Genomic DNA, 20,479 nt, shown 5'->3' with positions numbered 1-20,479 from the left:
CAAGCCGACTTGCCTCAGTTATAATAGCTCGGGGGCAGGAGGCGACCGCCGAAGAAAAAGATGACCATGAGCATGTTGGCCAGCAGACCGAGACGGATGGCGGTCTCAATCGTCATCAGCACCAGCGCCCATTTCAGGCCGGCCACGCGCCGCAGCACAAAGCCGCCCACGGACACCATCAGCATCAGCGCGCCCTGTAGGCCACCGCGTGGGTCGATGACCAATAGCGCCATGTATAGCCACATAATTCCGAGGCCCAGCAGCCAAAGGAGCATCAGTCCCGAAGCTGGTTGATGCTCCGCATCCAGCGGGTGGATTCCTGCTCGTATTGCCTTTACCCCAATAAACCTCTCTGCCGCCAAAAGTTGGGCGATATCGATGAGCATAATGAGCGGCGCTAGGTAAATTAACAGCATAAGCCGACGGGACGCGAGAATTCGGGTTAAAACAAGATTCAGACTCGGCGGTTAAAAGGTCGGCGTCAAACGCCAGATTCATAATTTTTTCTTTGGACATTTGCTTCAACTCAGGTTTTAAACACGCGTTTGAAACAAATGGACGCTTTAGACACTAGAGAACGCATCCTCCTGACAGCGGAACGCTTTTATGCGGAACGTGGTTTTGACGGCACTTCCATGCGCAGCCTAACTGAGGAGGCCGGAGTCAACCTGGCCGCAGTTAACTATCACTTCGGTTCGAAGAAAGCCCTGATGTGGGATATGTTTCGCGCGAAAATCGTCCCTCTCAACGACGAGCGCATACGTCGTCTTGAGGCAGCTGAAGCCCAGCCCGGCGGCGCCACGCTAGAGGCGATTTTCGACGCGCTGCTGCGCCCTATGTTTGAGCAGGCTCAGGGCCCCGATGGCACAAATATCATCTTCATGCGCATGGTCGGTCGGATGTTCTCGGAAAACGAGGAATTCTGGCAGCAATTGCATGTGGAGTTTTTCAACGATTTGACAGCGCGCTTCAGAGGGGCTGTTGCTGTCGCCGAACCCGGACTAACACCGGCTTCGCTCGCCTGGCGTTTCCACTTTGCCATCGGCGCCATGCTCGGCGCGCTGCTCATTTACCACCCGAAAGGTGCCTGCACCGAGCACATCGATTTTGGCGATCAGGATAAAATGTGCACGCATTTGGTAAGCTACATGTGCGCCGGTTTCCGCGGCATGGAGGCCCCCGCCGAATGAAGCTGCTTCGCTGGCAGTTTGGCGCGCCCGTGGGCTTAGCGTTGATCCTGGCTGGCTGCGCAGAGCCGCCGGCCAGCCGCGTCGAGGAAATGCCGGCCAATTACCCGGCCAACTGGACCGCCGACGCCGCCCCCGGCGAAACCATCGAAGGCGCCACGCTGCCCGAGGCGCAAAAAGGCTGGGTCAACGACTTCGACTCGCCCGAGCTCAGCGTGCTCGTAGAGGAGGCCGTGGCGCACAATTATAATTTGCAGGCCACCGCCGCGAGCCTCGGCATCGCCAGCGCAGAGGCTACCATTGCCGGTGCCGACGCCTACCCGCAAATCAACGGCGAGTTCGGCGGCGGCCGCCAGAAGCAAAGTGTATTTGGCACGCCCAGCACGTTTAACAGCGTGGCGCTGAACGTCGGTGCCACGTGGGAAATCGACGTGTGGGGCCGCCTGCGTGATCGCCAAAGCGCCGCCCTGGCCGACGTCCAGGCGCAGCTCGCGACCTACCGTGGTGCCCGGCTTTCGCTCGCCGCCCGCACCGCCACGGCTTGGTTTCGCGCCATCGAAGCGCGCCAGCAGTTGGAGCTCGCCACGAGCACTTACGAAAGTTTCAACACCGCCACCAACGCCATCCGCAATCGCTACGAACGCGGCGTAAGCCCGGCGCTGGACCTGCGTCTTTCGCTGGCGCAAACCTCCGCCGCCCAGGCTGCGATGGACCTGCGGGGCCGCGATTACGATGCCGCGGTCCGCGAGCTGGAAGTCCTGCTCGGGCGCTACCCGGCCAAGGAGCTGGAAGTAGCCGCCACCCTACCCTCGATCACCCGCGCAGTGCCCGTGGGCCTGCCGTCGGAGTTGTTGGAACGCCGCCCGGACCTCATCGTGGCCGAGCGTCAACTCGCCGCCTCGGGCAAGCGCGTGAGCGAAGCGCGTAAATCCATGCTGCCGCGCATCGCGCTGACCGGCGAGTATGGCTACTCCAGTGATTCTTTAAGCAACCTGCTCGACAGCAGCTTCTCGGTTTGGACTTTGGCCGGCAATGCGCTGCAGCCGATTTTCCAAGGCATGCGCCTGAGCGCCGCCGTCGACCGCGCCAAGGCCGTTGCCCAGCAGAGCCTCGCCAACTACGGGCAGACCGCGCTCGATGCATTTGCCGAAGTAGAGATTGCCCTGGCCTCGGAGGAATTCCTTGATGCGCGAGTCGCGAATCTCGACGAGTCCGCCACGCAATCCATCGCCGCCGAAGACGCCGCGTGGGAGCAGTATTCGCGCGGCCTCACGGACATCATCACCGTACTGGAGTCGCAGCGCCGCACCTTTGAGTCGCGCACCGCGCTGATCTCCGCACGCACGAACCGCCTCGTCAACCGCGTGAATCTATACCTGTCGCTGGGTGGCGATTTCGACGAGCTTCCGCCAGAAGGCGTCGAAGTGAAATCGCCGCTTGGCCCCGAAGAAATTTCTCTGCCTGAAACTACTTTGCCCGACAAAGTAGCTTTGCAGGACAAAGCTACGACCGAAGAAATTTAAGCTATGAGCCGTCCCGATTCGTCATCCCACGAGGACAATCCGCCGCCCTTGACGCCCGCAGAGTCGCCTGCCGCCCAGAAGCGTGGCGTGACACCGTGGAAGATTTTGCTGCCCATCGTCATCCTCGTCATTGCCGGAGGGCTGGGCAAACTCATCATCGAGTCCAAGCCCGAGCCCGACAAAAAAGCGCCGCCCGCGCGCGTCGTCGCCGTGGAGACCGTCACCGTGGAGCCCGAAGCGATTCGCCTGAGCGTGGACTCGCAGGGTGCCGTGCAGCCGCGCGTGCAAACGCAGCTCACCGCGGAAGTTTCCGGCCGCATTGAATCCGTCTCGCCGACTTTCCGCGAGGGCGGGTTCATTAAAAAAGGCGAAGTGCTGATCCAGATTGAAAAGGTCGACTACGAGGCCGCGCTCGCCAATGCCCAAGCCGAGCTTGCCCAATCGAAGTTTAACCTCGCGCAGGAAGTCGCGCAGTCCGAGCAAGCCCAGGCCGACTGGGAAGACCTCGGCCGCGGCGAACCGACCGACCTCGCCCTGCGCAAACCGCAGCTCGAACAGGCCAAGGCTTTGATCAAAAGCGCGGAAGCCGGCGTGGAACGCGCCGAGCGCAACCTGGAGCGCACGACCGTTCGCGCGCCCTACGATGGCCGCGTGGTCGAGCAGACCGCCGACGTCGGGCAGTTCATTGCCGCCAATGGCGTGCTGGGGAAAATTTACGCCAGCGATGTCGCCGAAGTTTACCTGCCGCTTTCTGACGCCGAGCTAGCACGCCTCGATTTGCCCAGCGGCCTTGATGACATGGAGTCGATCAAGGGACCGCAGGTCACGCTGATGACGGACTTCGGCAACCGCCGCTATACCTGGCAGGGCCGCGTCGTCCGCACCGGCGCTGCGTTTGATTCACGCAGCCGCCTGCTGGATGTCGTCGTGGAAATTGAAAACCCGCTGGCCGCCGACCCTGAGCAGCCAGGCCGCCCCGGCCTCAAGCCCGGTAAGTTTGTGCAGGCCCACGTCGAAGGACGCTTGGCCGAGGGCTCATTCTCCATCCCCCGCTTCGCGCTGCGCGAGGGCGACACCGTGCTCATCGCGCAAGCTGACGACACGCTAACGCGCCGCGAAGTGGTGGTCATTCAGGCCGACACCGAACGCGCCGTGATCAGCGAAGGCCTGGAGGCGGGCGACCGCGTCATCACGAGCCCCGTCGAATACGTGATCGAAGGCATGCAACTGGTCGTTGAAAACGGCGAAAGCGACGCGTCATGATCAACTGGTTTGCCCGCAATGGCGTCGCCGCCAACCTGCTGATGTTCATCCTCGTGCTGGGTGGGCTGGCTTCGATGGCGACTATCAAGGTGGAGCTGTTTCCGCAGTTTTCCTTCGACACGATCACCGTGCGCGTGCCGTTCCGTGGCGCAGCGCCTGCCGAGGTGGAAGAGCAGATCGTCAAGCGCATCGAAGAGGAAATCCAGGACCTCGACGGCATCAAGGAAATGACGAGCACCTCGATCGAAGGCTACGGCACCGTGACCGTGGAAGTCGATAAAGGCTACGACGTGCGCAAGCTACTGGACGACATCAAGACCCGCGTTGACGCCATCAACACCTTCCCGCCGGATTCCGAGCGCCCGATCATTCAGGAAGACCTGATCCGCCGCGAAGTCATGGCGATTTCCCTCGCCGGCGACACCGACGAGAAGACCCTCAAGCGCCTTGCCGAAGAAGTCCGCGAAGACTTGCTGGCGCTGCCCATCGCCTACGGCGGCACGCGTATGGAGCGCGTCAAACGCGAGCTGAATGACTTTAATTTATGGGCCGCGTTTCAGCAATTCATCGTCAGCAATTCCTCGATCAGCCAGGTGGACATCATTGGCGTGCGCGATTACGAGATCAGCATCGAGGTCAGCGAAGACGCGCTGCGCCGCCACGGGCTGACGTTTAACGACGTTTCCCAAGCCGTGCAAACGACGTCCATCGACTTGCCGGGCGGCTCGATTAAGAGCGACGGCGGCGAGATCCTCGTCCGCACGAAAGGCCAGGCTTACGACCGCCAACAGTTTGCCGACATCGTGCTCATTACGCGCGAAGACGGCTCCCGCATCACCCTTGGCGAAGTGGCCAACATCAACGACGGCTTCACCGATGAACCGCTCGTGATGATGACCGACGGTAAGCGCGGCGTGGACCTCGTGGTTTTTGAAGTCGGCCAACAAAACCCGCTGGGCATATCCGACAAAGTGGCCGCCTACGTGATCGAAAAGCAAAACGACTTGCCGCCGGGCATCACGATCAGCACATGGCGCGACACCTCATTTTATCTCTGGGGCCGCCTCAATATGCTCATCGAAAACGGCATCATCGGCCTCATCCTCGTGCTGTGTGTGCTGACGCTTTTCCTGCGCCCGTCGCTCGCAATTTGGGTCACGCTGGGCATTCCGATTTCCTTCCTCGGCACCTTCCTGGCCATGCCGTGGATCGATGTGTCGGTGAATTTGATTTCGCTCTTCGGCTTCATCCTCGTGCTCGGCATTGTGGTGGACGACGCCATCGTCGTCGGCGAGAGCGTCTTCACGGAATTCCAACGCAGTGGCCCGGGCGTAGCGTCCTCCATCCGCGGCACGAAGGCCGTCGCCACGCCAGTAACCTTCGCCGTGCTGACGACTGCGGTGGCGTTCATTCCGATGCTGATGATCCCGGGCTTCCAGGGCAAATTCCTGAAGGCCATTCCAATGATCGTCATCCCGACGCTGCTCTTCTCGCTGATCGAGTCCAAGCTCATCCTGCCCTACCACCTCTCGCTGTGCAAGGTGGGCGAGCGCAAGCGCGAAAAAATCAACGCATTCCAACGCCTGCAGCGCAAAATTTCCGACGGGCTCGAACGCCTGATCGACAAAGTTTACCGCCCGCAGCTGGCCTGGGCGCTGAACTACCGCTACGTCACGCTGACGGGCTTTGTGGGCATCCTCGGGCTGACGCTTTCACTCGTGATTGGCGGCTGGATTAAGTTTGTGCCATTCCCCGCCGTGCCCAGCGACTACATCGGCGTGGTGTTCGCCTACCCGGATGGCACGCCCGCCAGCGTCACCCAAAAAGCAATCGACCGCATCAACGGCGCGTTGGATGAAGTCATCGCCGAAAGTAAGGCGGCGGGCCGCCCGAACCCGGTGGATAAAATTCAATCCGTGCTCGGCATTCAGGCCTTTGGCGGCGGCCCCATGGGCGCTGGGTCCATGGAAGTGCAAAGCCACCAAGGGCAAGTCGTCGTCGAGCTGCGCAAGTCCGAGCTGCGCAACGATGAAGACTCCGCCGTGCTGCTGGCCAACCGCTGGCGCGATGCCCTGGGCCAGGTGCCCGGTGTTAAAGCCATGACTTTCGAAGCCACCGCAGCTGGCGGTCAGGGCGAGCCTATTGACATTCAACTAACCGGCAATGACCTGGGCGAGCTTCGCTTGGTCGCCAACGAGCTCAAAGATGCGCTGCGAAATTTTAATGGCGTGTTCGACATTCGCGACAACCTCGCCGACGGCCAAAAGGAAATTCAGCTCAACATCAAGCCCAGCGCCGAAGCCCTCGGCCTGAGCCAGCTGGAGCTCGGCAACCAGGTGCGCGCGGCGTTCTTTGGCGACGAAGCCCAGCGCGTGCAGCGCGGCCGCGACGACATCCGCGTGATGGTCCGCTACCCGCGCGAGGAGCGTGAGTCCATCGGCAACCTGGAGCGCATGCGCATCCGCACCGCCGACGGGCGCGAAGTGCCGTTTAGCGAAGTGGCCGATGCAGAAGTGGGCCTCGGCTACGCGGCCATTACCCGCGACAACCGCCAGCGCATCGTCAACGTTTTGGCCGACGCCGACAAAGACAACATCGACCTGGAGTCAGTCAAAAACACGCTCCGCACGAAAGTCATCCCTGTCCTGCAGGAACGCTATGAAGGCGTGAACTTCATCTTCCGCGGCGAGGACGAGGAAGTCCGCGAAAGTAATTCGAGCATGCTCAGCAGCACGGTCATGGTCATGTTTGTGATCTATGCGCTGCTCGCGATTCCGTTCAAAAGCTACCTGCAACCACTGATCGTGATGTTTGTCATTCCGTTCGGTTTGGTGGGCGCATTTTTGGGCCACGTGTTCATGGGACACCCGATCAGCCAGCTGTCGATCTTTGGCATCATCGCGCTATCGGGCGTGGTCGTGAATGACAGCCTGGTGCTCGTGGACTACATCAACCAACAGCGCAAGCAGGGCGTGGACTTGCTCACCGCCGTTTGGGAAAGCGGGGCCGCGCGTTTCCGCCCGATTCTGCTGACCTCGCTCACCACCTTCTGCGGGCTGATGCCGATTCTGTTCGAGAAAAGTCTGCAAGCGCAGTTCCTGATCCCCATGGCGATCTCGCTAAGCTTTGGCGTGCTGTTTGCCACGTTCATCACGCTGCTGCTGGTGCCCGCGACGTATTTGATTTTGGAAGACTTCAAGCACGCGATGATCTGGATCTGGAAATGGCTCTGGGGCAAAGACGATGCGGATGCCGAGGCTGAGCACGCGTAGCGGGCGTGGTCGGTAGGACGAGTTCGTTTTTTAAACCGCAGAGAACGCGGAGAGCGCAGAGACCGGGGAGGGAGTTTAAAAGAGGGAGTTCTCGAAGAAATACTCCTCCGCTAAAATCTTTGGGTCTTCGGCTCTTGGCGTGAAAATGAATACGCCTATCCACGCTTCCCGTTCTTCCCGATCTTCCTGTAAACAAAATCCCCTCGCTGGCTCCGTGCTCTCCGCGCCCTCTGCGTTCTCTGCGGTTAAAAAACGAACACGCCTCGCTCACGCATCCCTCCAGCCTTGCCCGGGTGCGTGAACGGCGCCAAGGTCCGCGTCATGGAATCCGCCCGCGACTGCCCACACCTGCCCACGCCCACCGAACACATGACGTGGCGTCACCTGGCGCAGTGGCGTGGCAACGAGGGCGGCGAGTTTTATCAAACCGCGCTGACCTACGGGCAATTCCTCTGGCGGCAGCAACTCAGCGCCCGCGCACTGCTGGCAGTCGACCGCGGGCTCTATGCCAATCTGCAGGGCGAAGAAGCCGAGCTCGCGCAATGGCCCCTGCCCTACCGCGCCATTGGCTGGCTGGTGGCGAATAACCCGGACGACACCTTCATCGGCAACCCGCGCGTGCATTATCAGCACTTGGCCGACCGCGTGCGCGGCGAGCGCGCCGATCAAAAGAAATGGCGCGCCTGGGCCGCGTGGGCAGTCGTCCGCGCGGTGGCGCCGGATTACCCCAACGATCCCAAGCACGATGTGGTCGAGCCGAGTATATCAGAGATAGAAAATGCATTGGCGGAATTCGGCATCCCGGGCGAAGTCGCCATGTGGCAGGCGGCGCTGTAGTGCGCCTGCGCCAGTGTGACGTGTTCGTCTTTAACCGCGGAGGGCGCAGAGAGCGAAATCACCGTATCACGCCCAAAAGTCACCCATAGACCACGCAGCGACCAACTCCTCGACAGACACAACTTTAAATGAAGCGATTAAAGCCGACAGGCCGCTAGGCAGTCTTCTCAGCCAGCAAAGTTTGGCAGCTCAGCCGCTGCCCTAGCAAGGCCGATAAGTCCAGCGCCGGGCGTTGACGCGTAGCGGGCAACCAACGGGGCAGGAATTCCATACGCGGCGTCACCTTGGCGCCAAGGTCCTTCTTATATTGCTGGATGGATTGCCCAAGGTTCCAAAAACGGTAGCCACATCGTTCCAAAACAATGCCCAGCGCGGCGAGTTGAACCTTGCCCAAATTGTGCACATTGGGGGCCGAGCGGTCGAGGTAGCCGGTGAGGCTGGTGTAAACCGCACCACAAAGGTAGCCAATCTCCCCGCCGATGGGCTGAGCATCGCCGTCACGCCACAGCTCCACCGCCACCCCACGGCAGTCGGCGTAACGCCCGGTGGCCAGCTCGGCCATCATCTGGGCGAAACGCGGCGTCAGCCAGGCCTGATTGCCATAGGCCCGGCGGATGCCAAAGCATACGCGGTGCGGGTTGGCGGTGATGCGCAAATGCACGCCCTGCGCCGCCAGTTCTCCCCTCCGGACGAGCCGCGCGACCTTGCGGTCGATGTGCAAGTCCGGCCAACTGAGCACAGAATACGTTGGGTGGAGCTGAGCGACGAGGATCGTTGGCCCCATCCGCAGCGGGCAGCTGATCGTGAGAAAGCCCGCCTGCGCCAAACGCGCAAAAAAACCGGGCGACCAGTCATTCGTCCAGAAAGATTCGAGTTCCAGCTTCGGGTAAATCGCCGTATTCAGGATGCGGGCATCCAAATACTCCGGCAGGATTTGATAGATTTGTTGCACGCGTTGGTAGCCGCGCCGCAACTAAGCTTAGTCGCGGATGGCCTTGATCAGCTTAATGCCGTCCATGGCCATGGCGCGGTCACCATTGTCCTTGTAACCCACGGCACGGCCCACGAGGTAGGTCAGCTTGCCACGGCCTTGGATTTTGGTGACAGTCATGTCGAAGCAGAACTTCGAGCCAGTGTCCGGGCGAACCTCGTCGTAGAAAACGGTGCGGCCAACTTCACGGGCACGGCCCACGCCAGCAATCCCCGCCCAAGCCAAATACAGGCCAGCCAGTTGGAGAATCGCTTCAATCTGTAGGGTCCCAGGCATCACCGGGTCGCCATGAAAGTGGTTTTTGAAGAACCAAGTATCCTCAGTAAAGTCAAACTCTGCCCTTGCATGCCCGTAGATACCTCCCTCATTCTTTTGAAACTTCTTGAAGTGAGCGCGACTGATTAACAGAAACTGACCGTTCGGCAACTTGCCAAACTCCGGCCCATAAAGATCCCCCGTCTCGCACTGGCGGATCTGCGCCTCTTCGAGAGATTCTTCTTTTTCGATTGCGTAATCAAACGCAGCCTCACTATTAAAAACTTTTATCATGGATTCGATCGTTATTACCGGTATGGGAGCAGTCTCCCCAATTGGGGTTGGAAATGTAGCTATGGACGAAAGTTTGCGCCAATGCAAGCACGGCTACAAGGATATCTCTGATCGCAGCACGAACGAGAAATATCCCTTGGTCAATGGCGCTGTTATCGGCGACTTCGAGCCTGAGGACTACCTATCCTTCCCCCCCACCGCTAAATATCGCGGCGCCGTGCGCCCCAAGCGCCTGGACAAGATGTCCTCGCTGGCCCTCGTCGCCGCCAAGCTAGCCGCCAAAGACGCCGGCCTCCTCGACGAAGAAGACAACTTTACCGACGAAGAGCTGACCAACTGCGCCGTCGTCATGGGCATCGCCCTCAACGGCGTGGAAAGCTACGACCGCCTGCAGGACGACTTCGACGCCGGCAAAAAGGTCTCCCCCTTCGCCGTCCCGATGTATATGACCAGCGCCTCGGCGTCCGTCATCAGCACGTATTTCAACCTCAAGGGCTCGCCCTACACGGTCAACACCGCCTGCGCTTCGTCGCTCACCTCGATCATTCGCGCCTGCGACATGCTCCAGCTCAACCGCCCCGGCGGCCCGAAGATGGTCCTGGCCGGCGGCACCGAAGCCTCGGTGACAGACTTTGTCTCGGCCAGCTTCCTCGCCGCCCGCGCCCTGAGCCCGGTTGGCGTTTCCCGCCCGTTCGACGCAGATCGCAACGGCTTTGGCCCGGCTGAAGGCGCCGGCGTCGTCGTCCTTGAGCGCAAGAGCGACGCCATTGCCCGCGGCGCGAACATCATTGCCGAAATCATCGGCTTCGACGAACGCCACGACGTCTTCGACGCCGACAAGGCACCCGGCGTGAACTTCACCTCGCCGGACACCAGTGGCGGCCAGCTTGCGGATTCCTTTAAGAACGCCCTCGAAATGGGCGGCGCCACCGTGGACGACATCGACGTTTACAACGCCCACGGCACCGGCACGAAGTACAACGACCTGACCGAGACCCGCGCGATGCGTGAATTCTTCGGCGACAAGATGCCATCCATCATGGCGCTCAAGGGCTTCCTCGGACACTCCGGCGGCGCCAGCTCCGTGCTGGAAATCATCGGCGGCATCCTGAGCATGAACGGCGACTATCTGCCCGGCAACCCGCAGTTTGAAACCCCGGACCCCGAGCTGGGTATCGAGCTTTCCAAGGAAACCACACCGCTCACCCACAAGGGGCACCTGAAGTCCGCGATGGGCTTCGGCGGCGCGCGCGCGGTCATCGCCTACAAGAAGTTCGCCGGATAAGGACACCGGACACTGATGACAACGAGGGTAGCCCTCCGGGCCATTCCGTCAAATTGGCCGATAGCCTTGCGCCTTATCTGAAGCACACTAGGGATAACATGTAGACAACTTGAATTTTTTTCAGGAAGCACTGTTTAAATAAGCAAGACTAGGCGTGCTCGGTCTCGACTTTGACCCCACCCCTGCCGCGCTCAACCAACCACAGTTTCCGCCAACCAGCCGACCAGCTCGTTAAAGCTGTGTAGCTCTGTCTCCGGCGTATACTCCGGCGCGAGTAAGTCCTGGTAACTTTGCTCTGCAAAGCGACGACAATGCAGGATCACGCGCGTGCTTTGGCCGGGGGCGCGGACCAAGCGGCCGAGGGCTTGGTTAATCTTCGTCATCGCGGGCAGCTGATACACTTCGCGGAACGCGCCTTCGCGGCCAAGATGATCGTATTGCCGCAGCTTTGCCTTCTGCACCGGGTTGACTTCCGGCAACGCGGGCCCGACGACCATTGCGTCGCTGATGCGCCCGCCCAGGTGGTCGATGCTTTCACTGAAGCTGCTCCCCAGCACAAAGAACAGCACGTGCGCCGTCAGCAAACTTTCTTCCACAAAGCTTAGCTGGCCATTCAAGTCGACCGAGCGCGGCTGCATGGCCACGCGCAACAGCGAGTCGAGTTCGCCCAAGTAAGCCTTGATCGTCTCCGCGTAATGGTAGCTCGGGAAAAACACCGCGACCGGAGCCGTCGTCTGCTGCGTGAGCAGCTGAATCGTCTCTGCGGTTTGCACGTAGTGATTCGCCCGCGTGCGGTAACGCGTGTCGACGCGCGCATCCACGGCCACGCGATACGCGCCCTCCCGCCACGGAGCGCCCGCGCGCAACAACGGCACGTTGAGCCCCAGCCTCGCGGCAAAGGATTTCTCCGGACTCAGCGTCGCGGACATCAGCACCGCGCCGCCATACTCACCGAGCACCTGCGCCAAGTGCGGCGCCGCATCGAGGCAAGCCACCCGCAGTGAGCCTCCACGCGGCGACCAGAACAAGCGCGGGAAACGGTCGTCCGCCAAAAACTCGCGCCACCCCGGAAAAGAAAACAAGTGCTCGCGCGCGGACGGGCTCAGTAGCTCGGCCTCGATCCGCGTTTGCTGGATGGCGTCGTTGAGGTGTGTCAGCAGATCGAGCGCCTCGTATTCGACGGTCGCCGGGTGCTCTTCTTTTTCTTTGAGCGTCACGAGGAACTCCGCCCAGTCGTCGGCCGCTTTCACGAGCTTGAACGGCTGGCCCGAACCACGCAGTTCAGCGGCGAGCGCCTCGGCTTCAGCGGCGGTGTCGGCGAAGGAAAAATTATCGGCGACACGCGTTGGCAAGTTGTGCGCTTCGTCGATGATGAGCAGCGTTTGCGACGGGTCGAAGCCCATTACGCCCTGAAACATCCCACGATGCCGCGGCGAGAAAATGTAGTTGTAGTCGCAGACCCACGCTTCGGCAAACGGCAGGCAGGCCTTGGCGATTTCAAACGGACAAACGCCGGTCAACGCACCGAGCTGGCGGAAGTCGTCGACGTTTATTTTGCCCTCGTCGAACAAGCCCGCCGGGTTGATCCCCGCCGCGTCCCAGGCCTCCTCCACACCTTCGAGGCACGACTCCGCGCGCGTGCAATCGTGACGCGGCGTCTGGATGATGTGCTCGCGCTTGTTGCGGAGCTGGAAGTAGCGCAGGTCGCCGTTGGTCGGGATCATCGCCTTTATCTGGCGCACCGCCTGGTGCTGGCCCGTGCTCTTGCCGGTCAGGTAAATGATGCGGTCGCAGGTGCCGTCGCGCATGCGCTCGAGCGCGTGTTGCAGCGAGATGCCTGTCTTGCCAAAGCCGGTGGGCGCTTCGAGCAGGCGGACGGGTGACAGCGTCACCGACTCCTCCAGCTCACGGCGGATCAGCTTTTGCTCGGGGCGAAATTCTTTAAACGCCGGCTTGAACTCCGACGGTGCCAAACGCTCGCGGCGCTTGCTTTGCTCTTCGCAAAACATCGTAATGCGCGCGAGCTGCGTTTCCAGAATAGCTTCTGGCGTGTCGCGCATCGGCAGGGTCTGCGTGATGCCGTCGTCGATCGACACGAACAAGAGCTCGCCGCGCACGGCTTTGGGGAAGTCGCCATTGAGCCCCGCGAGCAGGCAATAGACGGCGATCTGGCGGCGGTATTCCGGGTAGGCGTTGGCGAGGTCTTCCTCGGCCATCGGCAGCGGGCGGCTCGTCGTCTTAACCTCGCGCAGGAGCGTGAAGTTGTCTTTTTCGAGGACCTGATCAATGCGGCCGTTGACCTCGATGGTCCAGTTGTTGCGGCGGAGGATGCCAGCGATGGTTACCTCGAAGCGGGCATTGGGATCGGCGGCGCGGGTGTGGGTTTCCATGTCGCGGTGCCAGGCCGTACCGAGCGCGGTGCGCCATTGCCCGGAAAAGCCACGCCCGGACTCCGGCCCCAGCCGGAATTCCGCCAGCTCGCGCGCGCTCAGTGTGACGCGTCGCTCTCCCGGGTAGATCCGCATGCCATGACCGTGTGGCATTCTTTGACGGGCGCAAGGCTCGCTTCAACAGTTTGACAAATTCCGCCCAGCCATTAGCGGACAGAAACCTTGACTCACCCGTGGTTAAGCAGCCCTGATAGAGCCATGAAAGCATTCCCCCTGGCCATGTTATTAATGCCCTTCCTCGCCGCGCTCTGCCACGCAGAGACGACTTACCAGCTCAAGGAAAACATCCCCTACTACGATGAAGCTGCGCGCCAAGCCGATGACTACATTGCCGAGCGCTGCGTGCTGGATTTTTATTATCCGGAAAACGTCGAGGGCTTTCCGACCATCGTGTGGTTCCACGGCGGCGGCCTCAGCTCGGGCAATAAATACATTGCGAACCGTCTCAAGGGGCGCGACATCGGCGTGATCGCGGTCAACTACCGACTGGCGCCCAAGGTCAAAGCCGCGACGGCCATCGACGACGCAGCAGCGGCCGTTAGCTGGGCGCTCGACCACGTGGCGGACTACGGCGGCGACCCGTCGCTGATCACCGTGTCGGGCCATTCCGCCGGCGGCTACCTCACCTCGATGATCGGCCTTGACCCACAATATTTGGCCAAGTTTGGCAAAGAGCCCAGCGACATCGCATCACTGGTCCCCTTCAGCGGACACACCATCACTCACCTCGCCATTCGCGAAGAGCGCGACATCCCGATCACGCAACCGATCGTCGACGAATTCGCGCCGCTCTACCACGTGAGCAAAGACGCGCCGCCGATGCTCCTCATCACCGGCGACCGCGAAATGGAAATGGTCGGCCGCTACGAGGAAAACGCCTATTTCTACCGGATGATGAAAGTCGTCGGGCACCCCGACATCCGCTTGTTCGAGATGGATGGCTACGGCCATTGGATGGTCGAGCCCGCCTACCCACTGCTCATTCGCGAGGTAAAGGCGCACGCCAAGGCCAAGCAGGAAGCAGCGGCGAACTAGAGATAACATGAAGTAGCCGGGTCCAGCCCTTGCTCACCCCGGCAACCGATGATAGATCAAAAAACAATACCTGGCCGTTAAGCTCGGCATCGATGTTCACGCTGACAGCTACGTGGTGGTTCGTCAAGTTGATGGCAGCACGCCTCAGACTTCGCAAAAGTTTCGCACTCGTGAGTCTTTTCTTCGCTTCGTGAGCAAGCAGCAGTCTGAGGCCGAGCAGGTGTATGCCTGTTACGAGGCTGGTCCGTTTGGCTGGAGTCGTTTCAACAACCGCCGCCAAGTCAGCAGCTACACCGGGCTGTGCCCCAGCGAACACTCCTCGGGCAAAAAGCGCAGGCAGGGCCACATCACCAAACACGGCAATCCCCGCGTGCGCGCCAAGCTGGTCGAGTGCGCCTGGCGCCTGGTGCGCTATCAGCCCAACTACCCGCCGATCCAAAAGTTCCGCGCCGCCTTGCTGGAAAAGAAAACCTCCCCGGCAGCCAGGAAAAAAGCCATCGTCGCCGTCGCCCGACGACTCGCCGTGGACCTGTGGCGACTCTTTACCGGCCAAACCACCCCCGAGCAAATCGGCCTGCTCATCAAACCGTCAATAGGATAACTTCGCTCAAGATAAACAAAGTAGAAAAGCCAAACCAATAATCTCTCCAGTGAAGGAGCGCGTCTGGAAAAGTGTATGGGCAAAGCCCGTTCTAGAAATGAGACCGCCTGCCACCCTCAAACGACATTGAATACGTCATTAAGCGCCGAGTAAATCGCGCGCGCATAGCAGTATAAGCCGCTTGAAAACAAGCGAGCAACCGAGGGAGGACTTCAACCAGAAAAAATAACAAACAGCATGCTTGACTCAAAAAACTTCATAGCAGCACTTTTCATCGGCGTGTGAAGAGTTCCTACCGATGATAAATGTTCAAAACCCGCGAAGGTCATCTGCGTCGTTGCCCGCCGCGTGTGCAATACCATCTGGAGCGTACTGCACAAACAACGTCCCTACCAGTCCCGCCCAGTTCCCATTAGCCTTACGCCTGGATCGCTCTGAGAAAAGCCTGACGAATGCCTTAATACGTTGTGTCCTGGGTCAGATTAGAGGTCCCAGGTTCAACTATTCATGGCGACTGTAGTTGTCTAGCCAGCTCCTCCAGCCCCAGGGACTCAGCGCGGCTAAGTGGCGTCGAGTTGTCTTCACAGACAGCGTGCGGGTTGGCGCCAACGGCAAGGAGGCATTCGGCAATTTGAATTTTGACTTCGATGGAAGCTTGGCTGCCGACCGCAAACCAGAGTGGCGTGTTACCGAATTCGTTGGGTGCATCGGCCGGGCTGCCGGCGTTGAGCAACGCTTTAACGGCTTCCAGCCGACCCGCATCGCAAGCAACAGATAATGGGCAAAGGTCGTCGACGGGAACGCGCCGTTGGAGGAGCTCCGGTTGATCTGCAATCGCGGCGGTCAACGCTTCCATAGGAGCGGAACAAATCAGGCTAAAGATGCTTTCCACGGCGCCAGCCGCCAAGAGCTGCTCACGGATCGCGAGGACAGCGGGGTCGTTGACCGGGCGCGGGTCGTAGGCGTTCAGCAGCTCCAGTGGGGTTTCGCCCAATGGGTTGCGTTGATTCGGATCCGCGCCTGATTCCAGCAGGTAGGCGACCAGCTCTTCGGAAAACTGATACACGGCCAGGTGCAAGGGCTTGCGCGGCGCGGTGCATTCATCCACCGAAAGTCCCGACTCGGCCAGGAGTTTCGTCGAAGCAACGCTTTGCCCTTGAAAGATCGCAGCGGGCCAAAGGTCGACGCCCAGGCTCTCCGGGTGCGCCTCAATCAACGCCTGCGCGGCGGCAGTGTCGCTCCGACGCAAAGCTTCTTTTAAACGGGTTTTGATGTCCAGTGGTTCGAGCAAGGCCATCACCTCTTTCTCGTCCTTAAAGAGCTCCATCACACTGACCGGGCCAACGACATTTCCCTGCTGGTTGACGGTCGCGCGAATCGATGTGTCCAGCCATTCGCCAACGCGTTTGACCAGGTATGGCAGCGCTTCGGTTTTCCAATACGGGTAGTTTTGCGCGGCGTGAAAAATGGGCGTGTGGCCGCCGACGCCGTCGATTATTTCGGCGCGGATATTGATGTCGGCGCCGCGATCAATCAAGACGTCGAGGCATTCCATCTCGGCATACTCAGTCGCCATGTGGAGCAGCGTCCCGCCCGCCAAGCCGATGTTACCGTAGTCCATGTGCGGGAAGGTGCGGGTCAACAGGCTACGGTCGGCGTCAATCAGCCGGGCAAGGGCCTTGGCGTCCCCCTTGTGGATGGCCCACATCGCGGGAGTCACCTCGTCTTCCGGCGGCAGCCAGGCACCATGTCGTTCGAGGATGTCAATGCAGCGGTGCTTCTTGTCGTTGCGACCGCGAACATAAGTTTTCAACACGCCGAGCATCGGGCTGGCAGGACCGTATTTCGAAGGCAGCGGCGTGAAACCGAGATCGCAGCCATGATCCGCCATGAACTGGAAGCCATCCGGGTCCTGACACTCGCCGCAGACAAGCACGATGGGGCCGTAGTCGCTGCCATATTGGCCGTCGACATCCGCACCATGCTCGATGAGCAACTCACCGAGGTGGGGCGCCCGCATGATGGTTTGGGCCAAGGCGAAATCCAGATCGTGCTGGGTGAATTCCCCTGAGGCCAGGATGTCTCGGATTTTGGCCTCGTCGCCTTCTTTGGCGGCCTTGGGCAACGCCTCCAATTCATACTTCACGTAGGACAACTGGTCGGAGCCGCGGAGCATGGTCTCGACCATGTGCATGAGCTGCGCCCAGCTTTTGCAGCCGTATTCACTGGCCAGCGCATGCTGGTGCTCGGAGAGCGCGTTCTCCGGAGCGAGCTTGTGACGGCGTTTGGCCTGCTTGCGCAGGTGTTCGGCGGAGGGCTTCACGGGAAGCCGCTTGCGTGGTGTGGACATAATAAACCCTTTCTGGTGGAACCCGGCGTCCGCTAAGACGGGCAGAAACGGTTTATGTAACTGTGTGTAAAATTAAGGTGGGTTGAACCCTTCCCGCGGACAGGATGCGTCCCTAAACGCACTGATCAGTCAGTTCGCCGAGAGCACTAAGGTCAAGGGCAAAGTTCACAGGCCAAGACAGAAACATCAAGGGGGCAGGCTTGGGGGCTGACATTTGTCGAAGTGGATCTCTGCCACGACATCATCAACCCACTTTTTGACGTTCAGTGATGCCATCCAGGGTGCTTTTCAATTCCCACACCTGTGTTTTCAAAAAGAACCGCTGCTGTACTGAAGCAACAACAGTGGCTGTACTTGCCCGATAACCGATGCTGTACTGGGGAAAGAACCGAGCGGTTCTTTTTGAGTTTCCTACGTAGGCTTTTCGGAAACAACCGTATAGGCTTTTACGAGTTTCCTACGTAGGCTATTGCGAGTTTCCTACGTAGTCTTTTCGGGGCGTCGCGCGCGGGCGCGGATGAAGACCTTGGGCTACTGACTAGAGACACCATGCGTAGAGCGTTAGCCAGGACTGTATTGATCGGATTAACTGCTTTTGCCGCACACGCGCTTGAGCCAACTCACAGCGTCTTGGTTGCCCAACCATAACGCTTGCGCATGATGGGCAAGGATTTCCGCCTCTTGCAGGCTGCCCGGCGCATACATGCCCGGCATCTCACTCGGCAACTGGCGGGCGCCCGTGAAAAACTCCGCACAGTGGGGGTTGTTTTTCAACGCTTTCTTGAGGGCGGCATCAGCCTTCTTGCCCGCACCGTGACGCAGGAAGAGCTCCAACGCATTGCCATAAAGCCAGGCCGCCAGCTCTTGCGGGTAACGGTCGAGCAAGGCGCGCGCCGCGTCCAGGTCCTCCACCATCAGGTATGCGGCGCCCAGATAATCGCGTATTCCCTGGTTGTCATTGGGATTGAGCTCCAACATTTCCTCCCAAATTTCAATAGCTGCCAGTTGCTTGCTTTCTGCGAAATAAAAATCTCCCAACGCAGCCATGCCGCGCATGAAGGGACGCGTCTCAATGAAGCCCCAGAACTCACCGCGAAAGTCGTCAAAGTCATCGCCTATAATGACACGACCGGCGTTGATCGCTCGGATCACGTACCACTCGTATTCCGTAGCAGTGAGTTCCAGTGAACGCGCCAGGATCAACCAGGCATCAGCACATTCCGGGTGCGTGTCAATCGCCTCACGCGCTAGCTTGATGCGCTTCTTCACCGTTGGCGCATTCTGGGCGGCGTAAACCAGCTCGTTGGCATCGAAAAGACGGTCTTCATCGCCGATGTCTCCGGGCACATTGCTCCAGTCAATCGCTGTCAACGCTTCGGGACCACCCGCCAAATCAACAGCGTCCATCAGTTCGTTCAAGGCGGATTTCATCTCCGCCAATGCAGCGTGGTCGCCACCCAACTTTTCGAGCATCAACTGATCCATGGGATCCGCGACACTCTGGGCAACTTTGGCGGATTTCTTGGCCGCCTTCTTCGTGGCTTTTTTGGCCTGCTTTCGTGGTTGGCTGGATTTCTTCGGCACGCATTCAACAAGGCAAATGCTGCCCTAGAATGCAATAGCAAGTGCTCTGCGAGAAAGAATTCAAGCCCATCATCACCATGCCCACTTCAATTCCAGCGGGATGAATGCCAACGGCAAGTAAAGCCCCTGTCCACCGCCCAAGCAAGCATCCTCCCCTGCAAGAATGCTCAATGAGTTCCGCCCCGAAGCATCCAGCTGCTGTTTGAGCACCTTGTTTTCCTCCAGTAAATATTGGATGCCTTGTTGCAGTTTTACGCCAACAAATAAAAGCGTCAGGATTCGTCTTTAAATATTTTAAGTGCGCGTACTCAACACTTGCTGCTCGTATGCCTGCACGCAGGCCAGCCATTTCGTATCTGCCGGGGTGTCTTGGCGCTGGCAATATTCGGCCCAGACGGTGCCCCAAGGCAAGCTGCGTGCATCTTCCTGTAATGACAGACGGGTAGTGAAGTCCCCTGCATCTTCCGCTGAGCAAAGCTTCTGCTGTGGCTTGAGCAGGCCTTTGAGCAGGCCGCGCTTGGTGTTGCGGGTACCGATCACCCAAGCGGCGATGCGGTTAATGGAAGCGTCAAAGAAATCCAGGCCGACGTGGATGCGATCCATTTGGCCGCTGAGCACGCACTCTTCCAAAATCAGCTTCGTCGGGTCGTCCAGCGTAACGACATGGTCGCTGTCCCAACGCACACCACGGCTGACATGGAGCAGCAGGCGCGGCACGAAAAGCAAGGTCGCGGAAATTTTGTCGCCCACGGATTCTGTTGGGTGGAAATGCCCGGCGTCCAGACACAGCGCCACTTGGCGGCTCGCGGCATAACCGAGGTAGAATTCGTGCGAGCCCACGGTGTAGCTTTCCACGCCGATGCCGAACAACTTGCTTTCGACTGCGTCGATGTTCCACTGTCTGGAAACATCGGCGCCCAGAATCTGATCGAGGGAGTCCATCAGTCGCTCACGCGGCGCGAGGCGGTTAGCCGGCGTGTCCTTGTAGCCATCCGGAATCCAGATATTATTCACGACCGGGTTGCCCAGCTCTTCACCAATCGCGGCGCCAATCTTGCGGCAGGCGATGCAGTGCTCGACCCAAACTGACGGATCGCCGGGTCCTTGCTCGACAGCGTGAAGCCGTCGTTGGCCTTCGGGTGGCTAAAGCTGGTTGGGTTGAAATCGATGCCAAAGTCCACGGACTTGGCCCACTCCACCCAGGAGCGGAAATTTTCAATGGTGATCTCGTTGCGCTCGGGCAGCGGATTGCCGTCCGTCGCGTAACTGGCGTGCAGGTTCAGGCGCAGCGGTCCGGGAATGTTCTTCGCCGCCTCTTCGATATCGGCCATCAGTTCCGAGGGGCTCGTCGCCTTACCAGGATAATTGCCCGTGGCGAGACAGCCGCTGCCAGCGCCCGCTTTTTCCGGCGCTTCAAAGCCGGCAACGTCGTCCCCCTGCCAGCAATGCAAGGAGACCGGGATGTGATTCAGCTGAGCGAGCGCTTGCTCGGTGTCAACGCCGACGGCGGCGTATTGCTCTTGGGCAAATCGGTAAGCTTCGTGACTCATAT

At 59.8% G+C, this 20,479-nt stretch carries 13 protein-coding genes and 2 pseudogenes; 8 read left to right on the top strand and 7 right to left on the bottom strand.

Annotated features, from left to right (window positions below):
• Positions 1-14: 14 nt before the first annotated feature.
• Positions 15-386, bottom strand: coding sequence for a hypothetical protein (locus RBB62_RS01960; protein ID WP_309396495.1), 372 nt, complete (start codon positions 384-386; stop codon positions 15-17).
• Positions 387-554: 168 nt separating this feature from the next.
• On the opposite strand from RBB62_RS01960, the gene RBB62_RS01955 reads away from it, so the two are divergent.
• From RBB62_RS01955 to RBB62_RS01935, 5 genes are all read left to right on the top strand, one after another.
• Positions 555-1,190 carry a TetR/AcrR family transcriptional regulator gene (locus RBB62_RS01955; RefSeq protein ID WP_309396493.1) on the top strand — a complete coding sequence of 212 codons (636 nt, stop codon included), beginning with the start codon at positions 555-557 and terminating at the stop codon, positions 1,188-1,190.
• Positions 1,187-2,710 carry an efflux transporter outer membrane subunit gene (locus tag RBB62_RS01950; RefSeq protein ID WP_309396491.1) on the top strand — a complete coding sequence of 508 codons (1,524 nt, stop codon included), beginning with the start codon at positions 1,187-1,189 and terminating at the stop codon, positions 2,708-2,710. The genes RBB62_RS01955 and RBB62_RS01950 overlap by 4 nt, the downstream gene beginning before the upstream one ends.
• A 3-nt stretch (positions 2,711-2,713) precedes the next feature.
• Entirely contained in the window at positions 2,714-3,973 is a 1,260-nt protein-coding gene (locus RBB62_RS01945) for an efflux RND transporter periplasmic adaptor subunit (protein WP_309396489.1), read from the top strand.
• On the top strand, positions 3,970-7,245 hold the full coding sequence (locus tag RBB62_RS01940) for an efflux RND transporter permease subunit (RefSeq protein WP_309396487.1): 3,276 nt from the start codon (positions 3,970-3,972) through the stop codon (positions 7,243-7,245). Before RBB62_RS01945 ends, RBB62_RS01940 begins: the two co-directional genes overlap by 4 nt.
• A 297-nt stretch (positions 7,246-7,542) precedes the next feature.
• Positions 7,543-8,082 (top strand): hypothetical protein, encoded by a 540-nt coding sequence (locus RBB62_RS01935; protein WP_309396485.1) that lies wholly within the window; start codon positions 7,543-7,545, stop codon positions 8,080-8,082.
• Positions 8,083-8,236: 154 nt separating this feature from the next.
• Here RBB62_RS01935 and RBB62_RS01930 read toward each other — a convergent pair whose 3' ends face one another.
• A complete protein-coding gene (locus tag RBB62_RS01930; protein WP_309396483.1) occupies positions 8,237-9,034 on the bottom strand; it encodes a hypothetical protein in 798 nt (265 codons plus the stop codon).
• 27 nt (positions 9,035-9,061) lie between these two features.
• On the bottom strand, positions 9,062-9,622 hold the full coding sequence (locus RBB62_RS01925) for an ApeI family dehydratase (RefSeq protein ID WP_309396481.1): 561 nt from the start codon (positions 9,620-9,622) through the stop codon (positions 9,062-9,064).
• On the opposite strand from RBB62_RS01925, the gene RBB62_RS01920 reads away from it, so the two are divergent.
• Positions 9,621-10,907, top strand: coding sequence for a beta-ketoacyl-[acyl-carrier-protein] synthase family protein (locus RBB62_RS01920; RefSeq protein ID WP_309396480.1), 1,287 nt, complete (start codon positions 9,621-9,623; stop codon positions 10,905-10,907). The two genes, RBB62_RS01925 and RBB62_RS01920, sit on opposite strands and share 2 nt — an antisense overlap.
• Positions 10,908-11,098: 191 nt before the next feature.
• On the opposite strand, the gene RBB62_RS01915 is transcribed toward RBB62_RS01920, so the two are convergent.
• Positions 11,099-13,450: an ATP-dependent DNA helicase gene (locus RBB62_RS01915; RefSeq protein WP_309396478.1), complete on the bottom strand. Its 2,352-nt coding sequence runs from the start codon at positions 13,448-13,450 to the stop codon at positions 11,099-11,101.
• Between the two features lie 105 nt (positions 13,451-13,555).
• Between RBB62_RS01915 and RBB62_RS01910 the strand changes: the two genes are divergently transcribed.
• Positions 13,556-14,392 carry an alpha/beta hydrolase gene (locus RBB62_RS01910; RefSeq protein WP_309396476.1) on the top strand — a complete coding sequence of 279 codons (837 nt, stop codon included), beginning with the start codon at positions 13,556-13,558 and terminating at the stop codon, positions 14,390-14,392.
• Positions 14,393-14,648: 256 nt separating this feature from the next.
• A pseudogene (locus tag RBB62_RS01905) lies at positions 14,649-14,993 on the top strand (transposase); the annotation flags it as partial.
• Between the two features lie 505 nt (positions 14,994-15,498).
• On the opposite strand, the gene RBB62_RS01900 reads toward RBB62_RS01905, so the two are convergent.
• The 3 genes and pseudogenes from RBB62_RS01900 to RBB62_RS01890 form a co-directional block, all read right to left on the bottom strand.
• A complete protein-coding gene (locus RBB62_RS01900; protein WP_309396474.1) occupies positions 15,499-17,343 on the bottom strand; it encodes an ankyrin repeat domain-containing protein in 1,845 nt (614 codons plus the stop codon).
• Between the two features lie 585 nt (positions 17,344-17,928).
• Positions 17,929-18,927, bottom strand: a complete 999-nt coding sequence (locus tag RBB62_RS01895) for a tetratricopeptide repeat protein (RefSeq protein WP_309396472.1) — start codon at positions 18,925-18,927, stop codon at positions 17,929-17,931.
• Positions 18,928-19,221: 294 nt separating this feature from the next.
• Positions 19,222-20,477 (bottom strand): annotated as a pseudogene (locus RBB62_RS01890) (L-rhamnose isomerase).
• Positions 20,478-20,479: the final 2 nt, after the last annotated feature.

The sequence above is a fragment of the Cerasicoccus maritimus genome, assembly GCA_031296935.1.
Taxonomy (GTDB): Bacteria; Verrucomicrobiota; Verrucomicrobiia; order Opitutales; family Cerasicoccaceae; genus Cerasicoccus; species Cerasicoccus maritimus.
The sequence above is the reverse complement of the archived record's forward strand: the minus strand, read 5'-3'. Positions and strand labels throughout refer to the sequence as shown.